We start from the raw sequence: 20,405 nt of genomic DNA, 5'->3' as shown, positions 1-20,405 counted from the left end.
GGCAATAATAATTAGATTGAAAATAAACTTTTTTCTATTTAGTTGTAATTTTCAAATAAGTCTTGATTTTTATTATTCCTTTCATGTATACTAATGAAAAGCATTCGGGGTGAAGAAGAATGGAAAACTATTATTCTTATGCTGATTTCATGAAGGCAATGGCTCAAACAAAAAAAATTACGGAAGCTGAAAAGCTGCTAAATGATATCTATTTAGATCTGTTCTTAAAACATGTTCATCGTTCTCAACAGGAAGAACAGCTAATGACACTCATCGATGAAGCCCTGGACAATCATGATCAAAAAGCGTTCACTAAATACACAGCTCAATTACAAATTTTAAATCACGAAGAAACGGAATAAATAGCTGTTTAAAAAATAGCTAGAAAAAAGGGAGTTAGATATAATCTAACTCCCTTTTTTCTATGCTCATTAATAGAAAGAGTTTTCTTTATGTATGTAATAGTAACTTTTTAATCTGGCTATTTCTTTCTTAATTCTCGTTAAAAAACATACGTTCGCTTTTTGTTAGGGGTTTTTTAGGGCATATGTTAAAGTAGAAGTATTGAAAGAATGGGAGGATGCCTCATTATGAAACAAGAATTTAATTTGCAAGCGCCATATGAACCTGCGGGAGATCAGCCACAAGCGATTGCTGAATTGATCCAAGGCATCATCGACGGCAAGCGTTGTCAAACATTATTGGGAGCAACGGGTACAGGGAAAACCTATACGATGTCAAACGTCATCCAGCAAGTGAAAAAGCCAACTCTTGTCATGGCTCACAATAAAACTTTAGCAGGGCAGCTTTACAGCGAATTCAAAGAGTTTTTCCCCGATAATGCTGTAGAGTATTTTGTTAGTTATTATGATTATTATCAACCCGAGGCATATGTACCTCAATCAGATACATTTATAGAAAAAGACGCGAGCATTAACGATGAAATTGACAAACTGCGTCACTCTGCAACAAGTTCGTTATTTGAACGTGATGATGTCATTGTCATTGCATCAGTTTCTTGTATATATGGACTTGGATCGCCAAAAGAATACCGTGAATTGGTCGTTTCTTTACGTAAAGGAATGGAAATCGAGCGCAATCAATTATTAAGAAAATTAGTGGATGTTCAATACGAGCGTAATGATATTAACTTTATTCGTGGGACATTCCGCGTCCGTGGCGATGTGGTAGAAATATTCCCAGCGTCACGTGATGAAAGATGTTTACGTGTTGAATTTTTTGGTGATGAGATTGATCGCATTCGTGAAGTAGATGCACTGACTGGTGAAATTATGGGTGAACGTGACCATGTTGCCATTTTCCCAGCATCTCACTTTGTGACACGTGAAGATAAAATGGTCAAAGCCATTGAAAATATTGAAGTAGAATTAGAAGAACGTCTGAAAGAAATGCGTGCGGAAGATAAATTATTAGAAGCGCAGCGACTTGAACAGCGCACACGCTATGATTTAGAAATGATGCGGGAAATGGGCTTTTGTTCGGGCATTGAAAACTACTCGCGCCATTTGACGCTTCGTCCTGCAGGAGCACAGCCTTATACATTAATTGATTATTTCCCAGAAGACTTTTTATTAGTAGTGGATGAGAGTCACGTAACTTTGCCGCAAGTGCGCGGGATGTTCAATGGTGACCAAGCGCGTAAAAAAGTATTAGTTGATCACGGGTTCCGTTTGCCTTCAGCAATGGATAATCGACCGTTAACATTTACAGAATTTGAAGAACATATTAGTCAAGCGGTTTTCGTATCCGCAACACCAGGTCCGTATGAATTAGAACATACGCCAGAAATGGTTGAACAAATTATTCGTCCGACAGGATTGCTTGATCCGACAATTGAAATTCGTCCAATCGAAGGGCAAATTGATGATTTGATGGACCAAATTCGTCAACGATCGGAAAAAAATGAACGTGTACTAGTCACGACTTTAACAAAAAAAATGTCGGAAGATTTAACGGCTTATTTAAAGGATGCGGGCATCAAAGTTAATTACTTGCACTCAGAAATCAAAACACTCGAACGGATTGAAATTATTCGCGAATTGCGAATGGGTGTCTATGATGTACTTGTGGGGATTAACTTACTGCGTGAAGGGTTAGATATTCCAGAAGTTTCGTTAGTAACCATTTTAGATGCTGACAAAGAAGGGTTTTTACGTTCTGAGCGAGCACTTATTCAAACGATGGGACGTGCAGCAAGAAACGCAAATGGTCAAGTCATCATGTATGCTGACAGAATAACCGATTCGATGCAAAAAGCGATGGACGAAACGACACGCCGTCGCACCATTCAAGCAGAATACAACGAAAAACATGGTGTAACGCCAATTACCATACAGAAGAAAATTCGTGACGTCATCCGTGCAACAAACGCGGCAGAAGAGTCAGAAGAATATATTTCAAAAGCAGTATCAGGCAAGAAGCTCAAAAAAGAAGAGCGCGTAAAACTGATCAGCTTGTTGGAAACAGAAATGAAAGAAGCAGCAAAAGCACTCGACTTCGAACGTGCTGCAGAATTGCGTGATACGGTGCTTGAATTGAAAGCGGAAGGATGATGCAAGGTGAAGAAACAGGAAATACGCATACAAGGTGCACGTGCACATAATTTAAAAAATATTGATGTAGTCATTCCGCGTGACAAACTTGTCGTTATGACGGGTTTGTCAGGGTCTGGTAAATCATCATTAGCATTTGATACGATTTATGCAGAAGGTCAGCGGCGATATGTCGAGTCGCTGTCTGCTTATGCACGCCAATTTTTAGGGCAAATGGATAAGCCAGATGTCGATTTAATCGAAGGTTTATCACCAGCCATTTCAATAGACCAGAAAACCACGAGTAAAAACCCACGATCTACAGTGGCAACTGTAACAGAAATTTACGATTATATGCGTTTGATGTTCGCACGGATTGGCAAACCGATTTGTCCAAATCACGGCATTGAGATTTCATCTCAAACAATCGAGCAGATGGTAGATCGTATTATAGAATACCCAGAACGTACCAAAATGCAGATTTTGGCGCCGATTGTATCTGGTCGAAAAGGTACCCATGTTAAATTACTTGAAGACATTAAAAAGCAAGGTTATGTCCGTGTTCGTGTGAATGGAGAATTAATTGATTTAGATGACGATATTACATTGGATAAAAACAAAAAGCATAATATCGAAGTAGTTATTGACCGAATTATTATTAAAGAAGGGATTGCCCCACGGTTAAGTGATTCTTTAGAATCTGCTCTACGGTTAGCAGATGGACGGGTATTAGTAGATGTAATGGAACAAGAAGAGTTATTGTTTAGTGAACATCATGCTTGTCCGATTTGTGGATTCTCCATTGGTGAATTAGAACCAAGAATGTTTTCGTTTAACTCACCTTTTGGTGCTTGTCCAGAATGTGATGGCTTAGGGATGAAGCTTGAAGTTGATCCTGAACTCGTCATTCCTGATTGGAGTGTGTCATTAAATAAAGGGGCGATTGTGCCATGGCAGCCGACGAGTTCGCAATATTATCCACAATTACTAAAAGCTGTTTGTCAGCATTATAAAATCGATATGGATATTCCGGTCAGTGAGTTGCCCGAAGAATATATAAATGTCATTATGCGTGGATCTGGAAAAGATAAAATTCGTTTCCGTTATGAAAATGATTATGGCCAAATTCGAGATAATCATATTCAGTTTGAGGGAGTCCTTTCGAACGTTGATCGGCGCTACCGTGAAACGTCATCTGACTATATTCGTGAGCAAATGGAAAAATACATGGGACAACAAGCGTGTCCTACGTGTGAAGGGTATCGTTTAAAACCAGAATCTTTATCAGTAAAAGTGAATAACTTGCACATCGGGACAGTAGCAGAGTTTTCTATTGTAGAAGCATATGAATTTTTCGATCAACTAAAATTATCGGAAAAAGATATGCAAATTGCGAAATTGATATTACGGGAAATTCAAGAGCGGATTGGTTTCTTAATCAATGTCGGTTTAGACTACCTTACATTAAACCGTGCCTCTGGAACTTTATCAGGGGGAGAAGCACAACGAATTCGTTTAGCAACTCAAATTGGCTCAAGGTTGACTGGGGTATTGTATATTTTGGATGAACCCTCAATTGGCCTGCATCAGCGTGATAATGATCGATTGATTGAGACGCTTAAAAGTATGCGGGACATCGGGAATACGTTAATTGTCGTCGAACATGATGAAGATACGATGTTGGCAGCAGATTATTTAATCGATGTTGGACCGGGAGCAGGAGTTCATGGCGGCGAAATTATTGCTGCAGGAACACCAGATAAAGTGATGAAAAACAAAAAGTCGTTAACTGGTCAATATTTAAGCGGCAAGAAGTTTATTCCATTGCCGGCAGAGCGAAGAAAACCAAGCGATCGAAAAATAGCAATTCGCGGAGCTAATCAAAACAACTTGAAAAAAGTAGATGTTGATATTCCGCTTGGGTTATTCACTGCTGTTACTGGGGTTTCAGGATCAGGGAAAAGTACGTTGATAAATGAAATTCTTTATAAAACTTTGGCACATCGCTTAAACCGAGCTAAGGCAAAACCAGGGCAATTCGATTCTATCGAAGGAACCGAAGAACTAGAAAAAGTTATCGAAATCGATCAGTCGCCGATTGGTCGAACGCCTCGCTCAAACCCTGCAACTTATACAGGAGTTTTTGATGATGTACGAGATGTTTACGCCACAACGAACGAAGCAAAAGTTCGGGGGTATAAAAAGGGACGTTTCAGTTTCAACGTCAAGGGCGGTCGCTGTGAAGCTTGCCGTGGGGATGGTATTATAAAAATAGAAATGCATTTCCTTCCGGATGTTTATGTGCCCTGCGAAATTTGCCACGGCAAACGGTATAACCGAGAAACTTTGGAAGTGAAATATAAAAATAAAAGCATTGCTGATGTACTAGCTATGACGGTAGAAGACGCTTTATCATTTTTTGAAAACATTCCAAAGATTAACCGGAAACTGCAGACCATTGTCGATGTGGGATTGGGTTACATTACGATGGGGCAACCTGCCACAACATTATCAGGCGGAGAAGCGCAGCGCGTGAAGCTAGCTTCAGAGCTTCATAAACGTTCAAACGGTAAATCCTTCTACATTTTGGATGAACCAACAACTGGTCTTCATGCCGATGATATTTCGCGGCTATTGCTCGTGTTACAGCGTCTTGTAGAAAATGGCGATACTGTATTGACCATTGAACACAATCTTGATGTTATTAAGACAGCGGATCATATTATTGATTTAGGCCCAGAAGGTGGAGACAAAGGCGGAACCATTTTGGCAACAGGTACTCCTGAAGAAATTGCAGCTGTTGATAATTCTTATACTGGAAAGTATTTAAAACCAATTCTTGAACGGGACCGAGCGCGTATGGAGTCCTTAGTTAAAGGCGCAAGTCGTAAGAAAAAAGTAGTTAAATGAAACTTTTCTTGTTAACAAACGTATTTAGTAATAGAACCTATCTGTTTGTTAGGTAAGCTTTAGCTTATCGATATTCAGAAAAAGAGGAGGCCGCAATACATGCAAAGCGAAAAAGAACGCATTTTAGACATGGTTGAGAACGGTACGATTTCAGCACGTGAAGCAGTTGAATTGTTGCGTGCGATAGATGGCAATAGTTCTTCTTCAAATGAACCAAATTATGGCCGGAACACTCAACGAGACAAATCAAGCAAGCGTGGGTTTTTCAGACCCGAAGATATTGTGAAAAAAGTGTCGCAAGATTTTTCGAAAAATGTATCGAAAAACGTTTCGAAGAATGTCTCACGTGACATTAATGACTTTGGCAATCGCATGATGGAGTTTATGCAAACTTCTGTTGGCAAGTTGAAAACAATGGAGTTTGATTCGCCGTTTGGGGAAGCTGTTCAATTCAGTCATACCTTTACTGATGAAATGACAGATTTGAATACGATCATTGCAGATATTGCGAATGGTCAATTGGAGATTTTCCCATCACAAGATGGTTTATTACGTGCTGAATGTAGCGTTAAAGCATATCGTTCAGAATCTGCAGCGCATGCCAAAGAAGATTTTCTTGATAAATTTGTATTTATAGCGGATGATCACAAGTTACGGATCATTAGTGACTTGAAAACGACGCAAGTAAATGTAGTTCTTTATGTACCTGATGCTGCTTATGAGCACATTACAGCGCGCTTGTTTAATGGTGGATTTACCATGAAACGATTAAATGCTGAATTGGTAAAAGTGAAAACTGCAAATGGCAAAATTGATTTGAAAAATGTAGAGTTTGCAGATGCAGAATTAGAAACTGCTAATGGTGCGATTCATGTAAATGAAACTAAAGGGAAAGTATTAGAAGCTGAAACTTTAAATGGTCGCATTTATGTTGATGGCGATATTCAAACCATCGTAGCCAAGTCGCTGAATGGCAATATTGTTGCTACAACAAGATGTAAAGAAGCGCGTAAACTTGAAACAAAGACGTTAGCAGGTAATGTAGAAATTTACATTCCAGCTCATTTGCCGTTAAAAGGTGAAGTTTCATCTAACCTAGGCAAAATGGATGTGTTGCTTTCGGATATCGATGCTACACATGAGCAAGGACAGTTTATGCAAAAGTCGATTCGTTTCTCGAAACAAGGAACAGAACCGGCAGCAGCTCCGTTATTAGTTTACGGTGAAACCAAAACAGGATCTGTTTTGCTTCGCTATTTAACAATCGAATAAACAGTGAAAAAGCCGACACAAGTCACACTTGTGTCGGCTTTTTTTGTGGCAAGTATCAACATCATTATTTTTTCTCTGGATATAGAACTTGCAAAAACTCAATTGATTGTCTGATTACTTGTTGAAGAACTTCAAGGTCGATGTCTTCTGTTTTATTAATATAGACACAAGATTTTCCACTAGTATGCTTGCCGAATTTCTCAAGTAGCGGGCCACGATTTTCATCACCGGTCGCAAAATACAAGCTGATTTTCGCTTTTCGAGGAGAAAAACCGACAAGTGGCGCATCGCCTTTATGACCCGTTTTGTATACATAATGATAAGAGCCAAAGCCGATAATGCTCGGTCCCCACATTTTAGGGGGATATCCACTTGTTTGCTCAAATAGTTCTAGTAATTTATAAGCATCTTGCCGTTTTTTAACAGACTCAACCGATTCGATAAATTCAATAACGTCTGCATCGGTTTCTTTTGTTTTAGGTTCGTACATATTCAATCCCTCTTTTCATCTAAATCTGATTTTATAAACAGTGCATGGCTTTTTCTGCTTCGTCCCATGGAACTTTATAACCTTGACCTTTAGCACAAAAAATAGAAGTAGAGGTATAGAGCGGATCGACATTTTTGTCATAATCTATTTGAGCAGTGACTTGAGCTTCATTATGGCATAAGGCATACCCGTCAAATAGTAAACTGAGTGCCCCTTTACCATGAGTCCAGGCAGCAAATTCAGTGCTGTAATTCATAAATGTCGCAACCGGTACACGACCTTCAATCGTGGATTTGCCATCAATTGTTTCGGGTGATTCAAAACTGCCATAAGCTTGTTGAACATCTGATAGTACTTTGCCTATTTGGTCGAGACTTACTTTAATTTTGAATCGGTACATCGGTTCAAGGAGACGATTTTGAGCTTGTTCTAATCCTTGGCGTAGAGCACGGAAAGTGGCTTCTCGGAAATCTCCCCCAGACGTATGCTGATTGTGTCCGCGCCCTGTTACTAAAGTTACTTTAACATCAGTTAAAGGAGAACCCGTTAATAATCCATGATGATGACGTTCCATTAAGTGATGGAGTATCAAGTTTTGATTGCCAGTGGATAAAGCATCTGCGTGGCACGAATTATCAATTTGAAAGCCACTGCCACGTTCACTTGGTTCTAGTTTCAAATGAACTTCCGCATAGTGGCGGAGTGGTTCGAAATGACCATAGCCCATAACCGAGTTATCGATTGTTTCTTTATAAAGAATCTCAGGTTCGCCAAACTGGACGTGGTAACCAAAACGTTCAAGCACGACTTGCTCTAAAACTTCTAATTGAATAATGCCCATAACTTGAATTTGTATTTTTTGGAAATGTTCATCCCAGTAAACCGATAGTGAAGGGTCTTCTGCGTCTAGTAATTGAAAGTTCTCCAATACTTCTTTTACAGAAACCGTTGAATCGAAAAGGACCGTGAATTTTAATGTAGGAAGAACTTCAGATTTGGTATCGGCAAAGCAATTGCCGATAGCATCACCAATTGAAGCTTCTGTTAAACCGGCAATTGCGAAAAGTTCACCTGCAACAGCTTGTTCAACTGTTTGAAATTTCTTGCCGTTATACATTCGAATCTGTGAGACTTTTTCTTCTAAACGTTTTGGACCATACAATAGTTTAGCGCGAACTTTTAATATTCCGCTAAAGGCTTTCAGAAAACAAATTCGGTTGCCGTTTTCATCATGGCGAATTTTATAAATACGTGCCCCAAATGCCTCATCTTTTTGATAGTCACTAATTGTTAAATGATCAAGTTGAAGTAAAAATTGAAAAATGCCGGTATCTTGTAAAGCCGAACCCTCAGCACATGGGAAAATTTCATTCGAAGCAATCATATATTGAAAACGCTCTAGCCAAAGTTTTTCATCATATTCAGACTCTAAATAAAGCGATAATAACTCTTCATCTCGTTCCGCGATAAATTCGATTAAGGATTCACTCATCTGTCCATTTGGGAAATCCAACGTAATATCACATGCATTTTCTGAAAAATTCGTTTGAATTTCTTTTAACACTTTTGTAGGATTTGCTCCTTCACGGTCGGTTTTATTGATGAAGAAAAAAACGGGAACTTTGTGTTTTTGAAGAAGTTCCCAAACGGTTTCTGTGTGACCTTCAATACCATCTACAGCACTGATGATGATAATGGCGTAATCCATTACTTGAATTGAACGTTCCATTTCAGGTGAAAAGTCGACATGTCCAGGTGTATCAATGAGGAAATAAGTTGAATCATTAAAAGAAAAAGTTGCTTGATCTGCAAAAATTGTTATGCCGCGACTTTTTTCAATGCTGTGACTATCGAGAAAAGCGCTTTGGTGATCGACGCGGCCACGCTCACGAATGCTATTTGTATGATAAAGCAATTGCTCTGAAAATGTGGTTTTACCGGCATCGACATGTGCTAGTATTCCAATGGTTTTGTTCATATTGTCACCTCTTAACTTTAGTTTAGCAGAATTTAAATTTAACCATAAGAAAAACGCGAAAGCCGAAAAGGCTTTCGCGTTAAAACTTTAAAGACTATTTTCAAAGCAGGCAATGCCAAAGCAAATTCCTTGAGCGCAACGTTTTCGGTAAAGAGGTGACTTGAGCAATTCAACTTCTTGTTTATGTGTCATGAAACCGCATTCCACGAGAATAGCCGGCATATGTGTATCTCGCAATACTGCAAAGTCAGCTTGTTTGACGCCGCGATCTTTTCGTCCCGTTATGAGCACTAACGATTGTTGAACCATCGCTGCCAACCGTTGTGTAGCTTCTTGAGGTTTATGGTAAATAAAGGTTTCTACACCATTTGCAGAACTAAAGGTGTGACCTGCTGCGTTAGCGTGAATCGAAACAAATAAATCTACTTTCAAGCGATTGGCAAGCTGTGTTCGTTCATGCAAGGGAACGTCAAAATCATTCTGATGGCTGAAAATAACAAGATGGCCATCTAGTGACAATTGCTTTTTAACTTCTTCTGCCACGGCAGAATTAAAATAAAACTCTCTCAATTTACCATCAGGTGAGCGCTTTCCAGGTGTGTTTGGACCGTGCCCAGCATCAATTAATATTTTCATTTTGAATCTCCTCCTTTTGCCGTTTATATAGCTAAAGGAAAGGAGAGAGTGGACAAAAATCTTCAAATATATTTTATACATGGTAAAATGAAACCAAACCGCATGCAATAGTAGCTATTTCGACGAAAATTCGAAATAATGTGTGGATAGGAAGTGAGGAGCAAAGAATGGGGCAAGTAACGACGAAACAAGTCATGAAAATGTTTGACCTAGATTTAATCAGTGGAGAAGAAGGCATCGGCCGTCATATTCCTATTAGCGACATTTCGAGACCGGGTTTGGAAATGGCAGGATACTTTACTCATTATCCGGCTAACCGTGTACAATTGCTCGGAAAAACGGAGCTTTCTTTTTTTGCAATGTTGACACCAAAAGAGCGCTCGGAGCGAATGATGAAACTTTGTACGGATGATACGCCGGCAATTATTGTTTCACATGGCATTCCAGTTCCAGAAGAATTAATCACTGCATCGAGCAACCGTCATGTACCGGTTATGACGACCCCTATGTCGACAACGCGTTTTTCAAGTTTACTGACCAACTTTTTGGAAAGTAAATTAGCACCCACAACAGCTATTCATGGTGTACTTGTTGATATTTATGGCGTAGGTGTTTTATTAACAGGAAAAAGCGGAGTCGGTAAAAGTGAAACAGCGCTTGAACTGGTTAAAAAAGGTCATCGTTTAGTTGCCGATGACTGTGTAGAAATTCACCAAGAAGGTGAAAACACTCTAGTTGGGTCTGCACCAAAATTAATCGAACATTTGCTTGAAATCCGTGGAGTCGGAATCATTGATATTATGACATTATTTGGTGCGAGTGCAGTTCGTACATTTAAACGTATTTCATTGGTCATTGATTTGGAAATATGGGATCAGGATAAAACCTATGATCGTTTAGGATTAGAAGAAGAAAAGATGAAAATTATTGATACAGATTTAACAAAACTGACAATTCCAGTTCGTCCTGGACGAAATTTATCCGTTATTATCGAAGTGGCTGCGATGAACTATCGTTTAAAACGAATGGGCGTCAATGCAGCTGAAGAGTTTTCGAATCGTCTTAACGAAGTTATTGCACAAGATACAAATTAAGCGAATGGGAAGGTGCACAAAATGTTTTCATTATTAGCTTCAATTGACCCTATCGCTTTTTCACTCGGTCCGATTTCGGTCCGTTGGTATGGCGTAATCATCGCAGCAGGTATTGTCATCGCCTTTTTAGTAGGACAGCGTGAGATGGTTAAACGGGGACTTCATGTCGAATTTTTAACAGATTTATTAATTTGGGCAGTACCGCTTGCGATAGTCGGGGCACGCATTTATTACGTAGCTTTTGAATGGGATGCCTATAAAAACAATCCCGCCGAAATTATTGCTATTTGGAATGGCGGAATCGCAATTCACGGTGCCTTGATAGCATCAGTAATTGTGGCTTATCTATTTACGAAAAAGCGTAACACTTCATTTTTAAAAGTAGCGGATATTTTAGCGCCAAGTATTTTAATCGGCCAAGCGATAGGCCGCTGGGGCAATTTCATTAACCAAGAAGCACATGGCGGTGAAGTGTCACGTGCGTTCTTGGAGAATTTATTTATCCCCGATTGGATTATCAATCATATGTACATAGATGGAGCTTATTACCATCCAACGTTTTTGTATGAATCTATGTGGAGCCTTGTCGGTATCGTCATTTTACTATTGCTTCGGAAAGTAAATTTAGTGCGTGGCGAAATGTTTTTCTTCTATATGATTTGGTATTCAGTTGGTCGCTTTTTTATCGAAGCTATGCGGACAGATAGCTTGTATGTAGTAGGCGAACTTCGCGCAGCACAACTTGTATCTGTAATTGCCATCGTCATTGCTGTGGTGTTGATTGTTTACCGACGTGTAACAATTAAAAACCCACCTCATTACAAAGATAAATAATAAAGAAAAGAGCGATCAAATGACAATATTGAAAAATGGTTTGAAGGCAGGGTTAAAAACGACTTGGTCATTAGGGAAAATTATTTTCCCGATTACCTTGCTTGTTACCGTGCTTCAATATACACCGGTCTTGCCTTTTATTATTAATTTAATTGCTCCGATTATGGGGTTGTTTGGCTTAAGTGGCGATGCGGCAATTCCGTTAGTTCTTGGGAACGCACTCAATCTATATGCTGGTATCGCTGGCATTTTGTCATTGGAATTGACGGTAAAAGAAGTGTTTATCTTGGCAGTTATGCTATCATTTTCACATAATATTTTTATCGAAACCGGTGTGGCATTAAAGGTCGGCGTTAAGCTGTGGGTCGTGTTAGTTGTCCGTTTCGGATTAGCTGCACTTTCTGGTGTCATCATTAACTTGTTCTGGCAAGGTGGAGGAGATGTAGCTAAATACGGCTTCGCGCCTGAAATTTCTGCAACTCCTGAAAGTTGGATGGGAATATTGTTAATCGGACTGGAGAAAGCGTCGTTCGGTATTTTGCAATTAGCGATGATTGTGATTCCATTAATGATTATGATTCAGATTTTAAAGGATAAACAATACCTTCAAAAAATATCTGACACATTAGGTCCATTAACTCGTTTATTAGGTGTTCAAAAAAATGCTTCGTTGACACTAGCTTCTGGACTGATCTTTGGGTTGGCTATGGGTGCGGGTGTGATGATTCAAGCGGTGCAAGAAGATGGTGTTAGCAAAAAAGATGCCACATTGGTATTTATTTTCCTTGTGGCCTGTCACGCTATTGTTGAAGATACGTTGATCTTTATCCCGTTAGGAATACCAATATGGCCGCTGCTCGCAATCCGGGTCGTTACGGCGCTTGGGCTGACCATTTTTGTTTCTTATATGTGGCGTAAAGCAGAAGAAAAGCAGAAGGAAGTGGTTTCTACATGACAGAGAAAAAAATCAATACACTTTTATTCGATTTTGATGGTACGTTATTAGATACAAATGAATTAATCATTCAAACTTTCTTATCCGTATTAGACAAACATTATCCGGGTCGTTTTGATCGTGAAGATGCCTTGCACTTTATTGGCCCGTCATTGGAACAAACATTTACAGCAATTGACCCAAATCGTGTGGAAGAACTGACGGCTGAGTATCGTGTGTTAAATCGCATTATGCACGATGACTTAGTTGAAGAGTACGATGGGGTAGCAGAGACGCTACGTCTCTTGAAAGCGCAAGGCTTAAAAATGGCGATTGTCTCGACAAAGAGAAGCCAAACGATTCGTCATGGACTTGAGTTAATGGGGGTTGCGGATGTATTTGATGTAATAGTAGGGTTAGACCACGTATCGAATCCAAAGCCACATCCAGAGCCACTACAGCTGGCTTTAACACAATTAAATTCATCTCCTGATGAAGCGTTGATGATTGGTGATAATTCTCACGACATTGAAGGCGGAAAAAATGCAGGAGTTCTTACAGCAGGAGTGGCTTGGACAGCAAAAGGAGAAGACTACTTGGCGAAGTTTAAACCGGACTATATGCTTCAGCATATTAGTGATTTATTGGAATTGACGAAAGAGGCAGTAAAATGAGAAAGACACAACGCCATTTTGTAGAAGGACCAAATTCACTTTGGCATATTTACAAAACGGTGCCTTTCTGGAAAGTTGCTAAAAATTTTTTGGTGATTCAAACGGCTAGATATACACCGTTTTTGCCAATGAAAAATTGGTTATATAAAACTTTTTTGAAAATGAAAATCGGAAAGCATTCTTCTTTTGCATTAATGGTAATGCCGGATGTTATGTTTCCTGAAAAGATTACAGTTGGAGAAAACTCAGTAATTGGCTACAATACAACGATTCTGGCACACGAATATTTAATAGATGAATACCGGCTCGGCGATGTGGTCATCGGAGACCGCGTCATGATCGGAGCAAACACCACGATTTTGCCCGGCATTACGATTGGGAACGGCGCCATTGTTTCCGCTGCCACGCTCGTCCATAAAGATGTGCCAGCTGGAGCTTTTGTCGGCGGAAATCCGATGAGTGTCATCTTTACAGCTGAACAAATGGCAGAGCGTCAAGCAAAATCCTGAAAGCACATAGTGTTTTCAGGATTTTTTTCGAGTATATCTCTTGACGATGGACGGAAATATGAGATAAAATAGTTTTACTTCACCACATTAGCGAGATAAAGTAAAATAACCAATATTAGGGAGTTTGATGATGACTATACAAATGTTTGAGAAACCATTAGGCATGAGAGACGATTTCCCATTTATCGCAAAAAAGAAAGCGGAGCTTCGCACAAGCGGAACGAACATCATTCAGCAAGCAGGTTATGACTTGTTGCAGACTCCAACGTTAGAATATTATGAAACCATCGGTAAAATTTCGGCAATCGCCGATAACGCTTTGTTCAAATTACTAGACAGCCAAGGTGAAACATTGGTTTTACGACCAGATATGACTTCGCCAATCGCACGGGTTGCAGCATCTAAGCTATTAAAAGAAAAGATGCCTGTCAGACTTGGTTATTATTCGAACGTCTTTCGCGCTCAAAAACGAGAAGGCGGGCGACCGGCTGAATTTGAACAAATGGGCGTAGAACTGATTGGCGATGATTCCTTGTATGCCGATGCAGAAGTGATCATTCTTGCAGGCACTATCTTAAAAAACTTAAACATCGAATCGAGTCGTTTCGTAATTGGTCACACACAATTACTTCAATTGATTCTTGAAGATTTTGGGTTAAGCCAAGAGCAAATAGAACAAGTACGCAGTGCATTTGTTTCTAAAAACAGTGTCGGGTTTGAAACGTTAGCAAAACAATTACCTATTGAAGAATCGAGAATGGAGTCGTTTATTGGTTTGATTTCAACGACTACTGTCGAAGAATGGAAGCAATGGGTCAACCCTCATAATTCGAAACAAAGTTCTTTATTTGAAGAGATGAAAAAATTAAAGAAAATATTAGACCGTAGCGGTTTATCTGAGGCAGTTACGTATGATTTATCATTTAATAGCCACATGACTTATTACACCGGAGTAGTGTTTGAAGTATATGCTGCAGGTAGCGGTTTCCCACTTGGTAATGGCGGACGATACGACGGTTTAATGAAACAATTTGGGCTAGAGGTCGGTGCAACTGGATTTGGCTTGCGTGTCGACAGATTATTAGAAATTATGTCAGCTGTTTCGGAACAACAAGACCATACGTTAATCTTGTTTGATGAACAAAATGAAGACCATGCGTTTGACGAAGCACAAAAACTTCGTGAAAATGGTACGCGTGTTACGTTGCAATTTGGACCAGCGGTTAAAGCCACTGATGAATTCAGCAAACATTTCAGCAAGGTTCTACGATTGGAAGGTGCTAACTAATGGATGCATTAACAATAGCAATGCCTAAAGGCAGAATATTTGAAGAAGCTTACGAATTATTAGTAAAAGCAGGCTATGATTTGCCGAAAGAACTTGATGATTCACGCAAGTTAATCGTCGAAGCACCTAATGAAAATATCCGTTTTATTCTGTCAAAACCAATGGATGTTCCGGCCTATGTAGAACATGGTGTAGCAGATATCGGCATTGCGGGTAAAGACGTTATGCTTGAACATGATCGTGATGTTTATGAGTTACTAGATCTTGGCATTAGTCGGTGCTATATCGCGACTGCAGGCATGCCTGATACACAAATGAATAAAGTATCACCACGCGTCGCAACGAAATACCCGAAAGTAGCCTCACAATATTATCGTGGCAAAGGCGAACAAGTTGAAATCATTGAATTGAACGGTTCGATTGAACTGGCCCCAATGATTGGCTTAGCTGACCGGATTGTGGATATTGTCTCTACTGGTAAAACATTAAAAGAAAATGGATTAGTTGAATACGAAAAAATTGTCGACATTACGTCGCGGTTAATTGCGAATCCTGTAAGTTATCGCTTAAAGCAAAAACGCATTACTGATTTAGTGGAAAGACTGAGAAAGCAGGCGGTTTTATGAAAGTGACTCGTCTTTCTTCAGGAATTTCTATTAGGAGAACGATTGCAGAAGGCACTGAACAGCAAGTTACAGCGGTAAAAGCGATTATTCAAGAAGTGAAAGATCACGGGGACGAAGCGATGTTTCGCTTTACAGAAAAATGGGATGGTGCTAAATTAACTTCTTTACGTGTGACAGAAGAAGAAATTTCGCAAGCAGTCGACCGATTTGACCCGCAATTGTTAGCGGACTTAACTGAAGCCGCGGCGAACATTCGGAAATATCATGAAAGTCAGCAACAACAAGGTTACCGTTTAGATAACGAAGATGGCTCGTATGTGGCACAGCGTGTTACAGCTATCGAGTCAGCTGGACTTTACGTACCAGGTGGCACAGCTGCATATCCTTCATCTGTGTTGATGAATGTCATTCCAGCACAAGTAGCAGGCGTATCACGCATTGTCTTAATTTCACCACCAAGTAAAGACGGCACGTTGTCTGATGGAGTACTCGCATCAGCTCATATTCTTGGCATTACGGAAGTGTATAAATCTGGTGGTGCACAAGCGATTGCTGCATTGGCTTATGGAACAAAATCGATTGCATCAGTAGATAAAATTACCGGACCCGGTAATATTTTTGTTGCTCTCGCTAAACGAGAAGTTAATGGCGATGTGGCCATTGACATGATTGCCGGACCGAGCGAAATAGCAATTATTGCAGATGAAACAGCGTATGCTGATGAAGTGGCTGCGGATTTATTGTCTCAAGCAGAACACGATCCATTGGCAAGTGCTGTACTATTGACAACAAGCGAAAAATTAGCGGATGCAGTTTCCAAGCAAGTAGAAAAGCAACTAGCAACTTTGCCGCGTGAAGCCATTGCGAGCCCAGCGATTGCAAATCACAGCATGATTTATTTGGGTGAGACGATGGAAGAGCTAATTACTGCTGCAGATCAACTAGCTCCAGAACATTTGGAGATTATGACAGAGGATGCCGAAGCGGTTGCAGAAAAGATTCATCATGCCGGCGCAATTTTTATTGGTCGCTATTCATCTGAACCTATCGGCGATTATTTTGCAGGGACAAATCATGTCTTGCCGACAAACAGCACTGCCCGTTTTTCAAGTGCATTATCGGTTTATGACTTTATAAAACGGACAAGTATTATTCGCTATAGTGAAAAAGCGTGGCAAAACAATAAAGATAAAATCGCCCGACTGGCACGTCTTGAAGGTTTAGAAGGACATGCACGTGCAGTCGAATCACGGTCGTGGAAAAAGGAGAATGAACAATGAGACAAGCTGAAATCAAACGAAATACCAATGAAACTAAAGTAGCCATCAGCTTTGCATTAGATGGTGAAGGGAAATCGGTTATTGATACTGGCGTTCCATTTATGGATCATATGTTGGATTTGTTCATCAAGCACGGATTATTTGATGGAGATATTAAAGCAGATGGCGATACACATATTGATGACCACCACACAACTGAAGATATTGGCATTGTTTTGGGGCAAGCTGTGAAAGAAGCGCTTGGTGATAAAAAAGGCATACGGCGTTACGGCAATGCTTTTGTTCCAATGGATGATGCATTGGCCCAAGTAGTGATTGACTGCTCGAACCGTCCGCATTTGGAGTTTCGTTGTGAGTTGCCAAAAGAAAAAGTGGGTACGTTTGATACAGAGCTAGTAGAAGAATTTTTATGGAAATTTGCGCTGGAGTCACGCATGAACGTTCATGTAATTGTTCATTACGGCAAAAATACGCACCATATTATCGAGGCGATATTTAAAGCATTAGCACGTGCACTTGATGAAGCGACAATGATCGACCCGCGAGTTAAAGGTGTGCCATCAACAAAGGGGCTGTTAACATGATCATTGGGATTATCGATTATGGTATGGGCAATTTGTTCAGTGTTGAACAAGCGTTGAAAAAACTAGAATGTACAGTGATTGTCTCGGATGATCCTGCTGTTTTAGGAGAAGCAGAAGGCATTTTGCTTCCAGGAGTAGGAGCATTTCCTGATGCGATGGAGTTATTAAATCAAAAAGGCTTGTCGGAATTTATTCAATCATTGCCATCGAAGAACATACCGCTTCTTGGGATTTGTCTTGGCATGCAATTATTGTATGAAGATAGTTCAGAAGTTAAACCAACAAAAGGCTTAGGCTTACTAGAAGGACAAATCCGTCGTTTTGAAAAAGGAACATACCGAATTCCGCATATGGGTTGGAATCGTCTTGAATTTTCAAGCGTTCCTTATTGGTTAGATGATGTGTTAAGTGACACGCATGTTTATTTTGTGCATTCATTTTTAGCTGTTAATACCAATCAACAACAAGTTTGGGCAACGGCAAGTTATGGTGAGCTAGATGTTCCGGGAGTCGTAGGGACAGGACTAATTACAGGCATGCAATTCCATCCGGAAAAATCCGGAGATTTTGGTCATTATTTATTAGAACAATGGATTGCAAATGTTAGGAGGAACCTAAATGTCTAACTTTCAAATTTATCCCGCTATCGATTTAAGAGATGGTAATTGTGTGCGTTTGTTTCAGGGAGATTATGCTCAAGAAACGATCTATGGCGATTCACCGGTTGACATGGCTAAAAAATTTGTAGATGCTGGTGCGGAGTGGATACATATGGTCGATTTGGACGGGGCTAAAGACGGCGTCCGGATTAACGATCAAGTTGTTATTGAAGCTGCTAAACTAGGTGCAAAGGTGCAAATAGGCGGTGGTATTCGAACGCGTGAAGATATTGAACATTATTTATCAAACGGTGTAGCACGTGTCATTATCGGCAGTTTAGCAATTCGTAACCCAGAACTTGCCGTATCATTTATTGAAGAATTTGGAGCTGACCGCATTGTCATTGGCATTGATGCAAAAAATGGGATGGCAGCAACAGAAGGCTGGATTGAAACGTCGGGACAAGCGGCGACAGAAGTAGCTGATTATTTTGCTTCCAAAGGCGCTAAGCATTTTATTTACACAGATATCGCAACAGACGGCACATTAGCTGGACCCAATATTGAAGCCAATAAAGCTTTGGCAAAATCTGAAAAAGCGCAAATCATTGTCTCGGGTGGCATCGGTTCACTTGAAGATGTAAAAAATGTGAAAAAAGCAGCGGATCAAAGCAATATTGCGGGTGTGATTATTGGCAAAGCACTTTATGAAAACCGCTTTACACTAGAGGAGGCATTGTCATGCTGACAAAACGTATCATTCCTTGTTTAGATGTAAAAGAAGGGCGTGTCGTAAAAGGTGTTAGTTTTGTATCGTTACGTGATGCTGGAGATCCTGTGGAACTGGCTCGATTTTACGATAAACAAGGCGCGGACGAATTGGTCTTTTTGGATATTTCTGCGTCTCATGAAGGCAAAGAAACCATGGTTGAAGTAGTTAAAATCGTCGCTACAGAATTATCAATTCCCTTCACTGTGGGCGGAGGTATCCGAAGCTTAGATGATATGAAACGGTTGTTGCGTGCGGGTGCTGATAAAGTCTCGTTAAACACAGCGGCACTTGATCGCCCAGAGCTCATTAAAGAAGGCGCAGATTTTTTTGGATCACAATGTATTGTTGTCGCAATTGATGCGAAGAAAAACGGCGACAGCTGGGACGTTTACACACACGGTGGTCGCAATAAAACCGAATGGTCAGCTGTTGAATGGGCAAAGAAAAGCGTGGAACTTGGCGCAGGCGAATTGCTGTTAACGAGCATGGACAAAGACGGCTCAAAAGATGGCTTTGATTTGGAATTGACACGCGCTGTGCGTGAAGCGGTGGAAGTACCTGTTATTGCCAGCGGTGGTGCAGGAAACAAAGAACATTTTGACGAAGTATTTAAAGAAGTAGACGCTGACGCAGCGTTAGCAGCATCAATTTTCCACTATAAAGAAACTAGTGTCGATGAGGTAAAACAGTATTTACGCAAAGAGGGAGTGAATGTCCGATGACTACGATTCAATATGACCAAAACGGGCTTATTCCCGTCATTATCCAAAATGCCGAAACAAAAGAAGTATTAACGCTAGCCTATGCTAATGAAGAAGCTGTACAAAAAACAATGGAAACAAATGAAACATGGCTGTATTCGAGGAGCCGCAACGAATTATGGAACAAAGGAGCAACGAGTGGCAATACGCAACAAGTAACAGCGGTTCGATTAGATTGCGACGGTGATTCGCTGATTTATGAAGTAATTCCAAACGGACCAGCTTGTCACACTGGCCAAAACAGCTGCTTTTTTGAAACCATTCACGGAGAACCCAACAACTCACCAGGAGATATGATTGCACAATTAGCAGCATTGATCGAAACACGTGAAAAAGAAATGCCTGAAGGAGCGTATACAACGTATTTGTTCAATGAAGGTGTCGATAAAATTTGCAAAAAAGTAGGAGAAGAAGCAGCAGAAGTAATCATCGCGGCTAAAAATCGAGATGCTGAAGAATTATCAATGGAAGCTGCTGATTTGTTTTATCATGTCTTGGTGTTACTACAAGAACAAAAAGTAGGCTTTAACCAAGTGGTAGATGTATTAAAAGAGCGTCATACATCTAAAACGGACAAGTAAATAAGAGGGAAATATGCTATAATTACAGCAC

20 protein-coding genes are annotated in these 20,405 nt (G+C 40.1%); 17 read left to right on the top strand and 3 right to left on the bottom strand.

What is annotated here, in order from left to right; genetic code table 11:
* Positions 1–119: 119 nt before the first annotated feature.
* From MLE13_RS12575 to MLE13_RS12560, 4 genes are all read left to right on the top strand, one after another.
* Complete coding sequence (locus tag MLE13_RS12575; RefSeq protein ID WP_240750030.1) at positions 120–362, top strand: IDEAL domain-containing protein; 243 nt, start codon at positions 120–122, stop codon at positions 360–362.
* Positions 363–590: 228 nt separating this feature from the next.
* Positions 591–2,573 (top strand): excinuclease ABC subunit UvrB, encoded by a 1,983-nt coding sequence (gene uvrB / locus MLE13_RS12570; protein WP_240750029.1) that lies wholly within the window; start codon positions 591–593, stop codon positions 2,571–2,573.
* Positions 2,574–2,579: 6 nt separating this feature from the next.
* Complete coding sequence (uvrA, locus tag MLE13_RS12565; RefSeq protein WP_240750028.1) at positions 2,580–5,462, top strand: excinuclease ABC subunit UvrA; 2,883 nt, start codon at positions 2,580–2,582, stop codon at positions 5,460–5,462.
* Positions 5,463–5,561: 99 nt separating this feature from the next.
* Positions 5,562–6,734: a DUF4097 family beta strand repeat-containing protein gene (locus MLE13_RS12560; protein ID WP_008496042.1), complete on the top strand. Its 1,173-nt coding sequence runs from the start codon at positions 5,562–5,564 to the stop codon at positions 6,732–6,734.
* A gap of 64 nt (positions 6,735–6,798) precedes the next feature.
* Here the strand turns inward: MLE13_RS12560 and MLE13_RS12555 are convergent, their stop codons facing one another.
* From MLE13_RS12555 to MLE13_RS12545, 3 genes are all read right to left on the bottom strand, one after another.
* A complete protein-coding gene (locus tag MLE13_RS12555; protein ID WP_240750027.1) occupies positions 6,799–7,224 on the bottom strand; it encodes a DUF1801 domain-containing protein in 426 nt (141 codons plus the stop codon).
* A gap of 31 nt (positions 7,225–7,255) precedes the next feature.
* A complete protein-coding gene (locus tag MLE13_RS12550; RefSeq protein WP_240750026.1) occupies positions 7,256–9,202 on the bottom strand; it encodes a GTP-binding protein in 1,947 nt (648 codons plus the stop codon).
* A gap of 87 nt (positions 9,203–9,289) precedes the next feature.
* Positions 9,290–9,838: an N-acetylmuramoyl-L-alanine amidase family protein gene (locus MLE13_RS12545; protein ID WP_240750025.1), complete on the bottom strand. Its 549-nt coding sequence runs from the start codon at positions 9,836–9,838 to the stop codon at positions 9,290–9,292.
* A 167-nt stretch (positions 9,839–10,005) separates the two neighbouring features.
* Here MLE13_RS12545 and hprK point away from each other — a divergent pair, with 167 nt between their 5' ends.
* The 13 genes from hprK (at position 10,006) to hisIE (ending at position 20,374) form a co-directional block, all read left to right on the top strand.
* On the top strand, positions 10,006–10,932 hold the full coding sequence (gene hprK, locus MLE13_RS12540; RefSeq protein ID WP_240750024.1) for an HPr(Ser) kinase/phosphatase: 927 nt from the start codon (positions 10,006–10,008) through the stop codon (positions 10,930–10,932).
* 21 nt (positions 10,933–10,953) lie between these two features.
* Positions 10,954–11,766: a prolipoprotein diacylglyceryl transferase gene (gene lgt / locus MLE13_RS12535; RefSeq protein ID WP_240750023.1), complete on the top strand. Its 813-nt coding sequence runs from the start codon at positions 10,954–10,956 to the stop codon at positions 11,764–11,766.
* Between the two features lie 19 nt (positions 11,767–11,785).
* Positions 11,786–12,721, top strand: a complete 936-nt coding sequence (locus tag MLE13_RS12530) for a nucleoside recognition domain-containing protein (RefSeq protein ID WP_240750022.1) — start codon at positions 11,786–11,788, stop codon at positions 12,719–12,721.
* On the top strand, positions 12,718–13,374 hold the full coding sequence (gene ppaX / locus MLE13_RS12525) for a pyrophosphatase PpaX (RefSeq protein WP_240750021.1): 657 nt from the start codon (positions 12,718–12,720) through the stop codon (positions 13,372–13,374). The genes MLE13_RS12530 and ppaX overlap by 4 nt, the downstream gene beginning before the upstream one ends.
* Complete coding sequence (locus MLE13_RS12520; RefSeq protein ID WP_240750020.1) at positions 13,371–13,883, top strand: acyltransferase; 513 nt, start codon at positions 13,371–13,373, stop codon at positions 13,881–13,883. Before ppaX ends, MLE13_RS12520 begins: the two co-directional genes overlap by 4 nt.
* Before the next feature lie 130 nt (positions 13,884–14,013).
* Complete coding sequence (hisZ, locus tag MLE13_RS12515) at positions 14,014–15,171, top strand: ATP phosphoribosyltransferase regulatory subunit (RefSeq protein WP_240750019.1); 1,158 nt, start codon at positions 14,014–14,016, stop codon at positions 15,169–15,171.
* Positions 15,171–15,797 carry an ATP phosphoribosyltransferase gene (hisG, locus tag MLE13_RS12510; protein WP_008496049.1) on the top strand — a complete coding sequence of 209 codons (627 nt, stop codon included), beginning with the start codon at positions 15,171–15,173 and terminating at the stop codon, positions 15,795–15,797. Before hisZ ends, hisG begins: the two co-directional genes overlap by 1 nt.
* Positions 15,794–17,077 carry a histidinol dehydrogenase gene (gene hisD, locus MLE13_RS12505; RefSeq protein ID WP_240750018.1) on the top strand — a complete coding sequence of 428 codons (1,284 nt, stop codon included), beginning with the start codon at positions 15,794–15,796 and terminating at the stop codon, positions 17,075–17,077. The genes hisG and hisD overlap by 4 nt, the downstream gene beginning before the upstream one ends.
* Positions 17,074–17,661 carry an imidazoleglycerol-phosphate dehydratase HisB gene (gene hisB / locus MLE13_RS12500; RefSeq protein WP_008496052.1) on the top strand — a complete coding sequence of 196 codons (588 nt, stop codon included), beginning with the start codon at positions 17,074–17,076 and terminating at the stop codon, positions 17,659–17,661. Before hisD ends, hisB begins: the two co-directional genes overlap by 4 nt.
* Entirely contained in the window at positions 17,658–18,287 is a 630-nt protein-coding gene (hisH, locus tag MLE13_RS12495; protein WP_240750017.1) for an imidazole glycerol phosphate synthase subunit HisH, read from the top strand. Before hisB ends, hisH begins: the two co-directional genes overlap by 4 nt.
* On the top strand, positions 18,280–19,008 hold the full coding sequence (hisA, locus tag MLE13_RS12490) for a 1-(5-phosphoribosyl)-5-[(5-phosphoribosylamino)methylideneamino]imidazole-4-carboxamide isomerase (RefSeq protein ID WP_240750016.1): 729 nt from the start codon (positions 18,280–18,282) through the stop codon (positions 19,006–19,008). Before hisH ends, hisA begins: the two co-directional genes overlap by 8 nt.
* The gene (hisF, locus tag MLE13_RS12485) at positions 19,002–19,754 is read left to right on the top strand and encodes an imidazole glycerol phosphate synthase subunit HisF (protein WP_240750015.1); all 753 of its coding nucleotides are present in this window, start codon (positions 19,002–19,004) and stop codon (positions 19,752–19,754) included. Before hisA ends, hisF begins: the two co-directional genes overlap by 7 nt.
* Positions 19,751–20,374, top strand: coding sequence for a bifunctional phosphoribosyl-AMP cyclohydrolase/phosphoribosyl-ATP diphosphatase HisIE (gene hisIE / locus MLE13_RS12480; protein WP_240750014.1), 624 nt, complete (start codon positions 19,751–19,753; stop codon positions 20,372–20,374). Before hisF ends, hisIE begins: the two co-directional genes overlap by 4 nt.
* The last annotated feature ends 31 nt before the right edge of the window (positions 20,375–20,405 follow it).

The sequence above is a fragment of the Planococcus halocryophilus genome, from assembly GCF_022489025.1.
Lineage (GTDB): Bacteria > Bacillota > Bacilli > Bacillales_A > Planococcaceae > Planococcus > Planococcus halocryophilus_A.
Note: the sequence above shows the minus strand (reverse complement) of the source record. Positions and strands in the feature narration are given on the sequence as shown.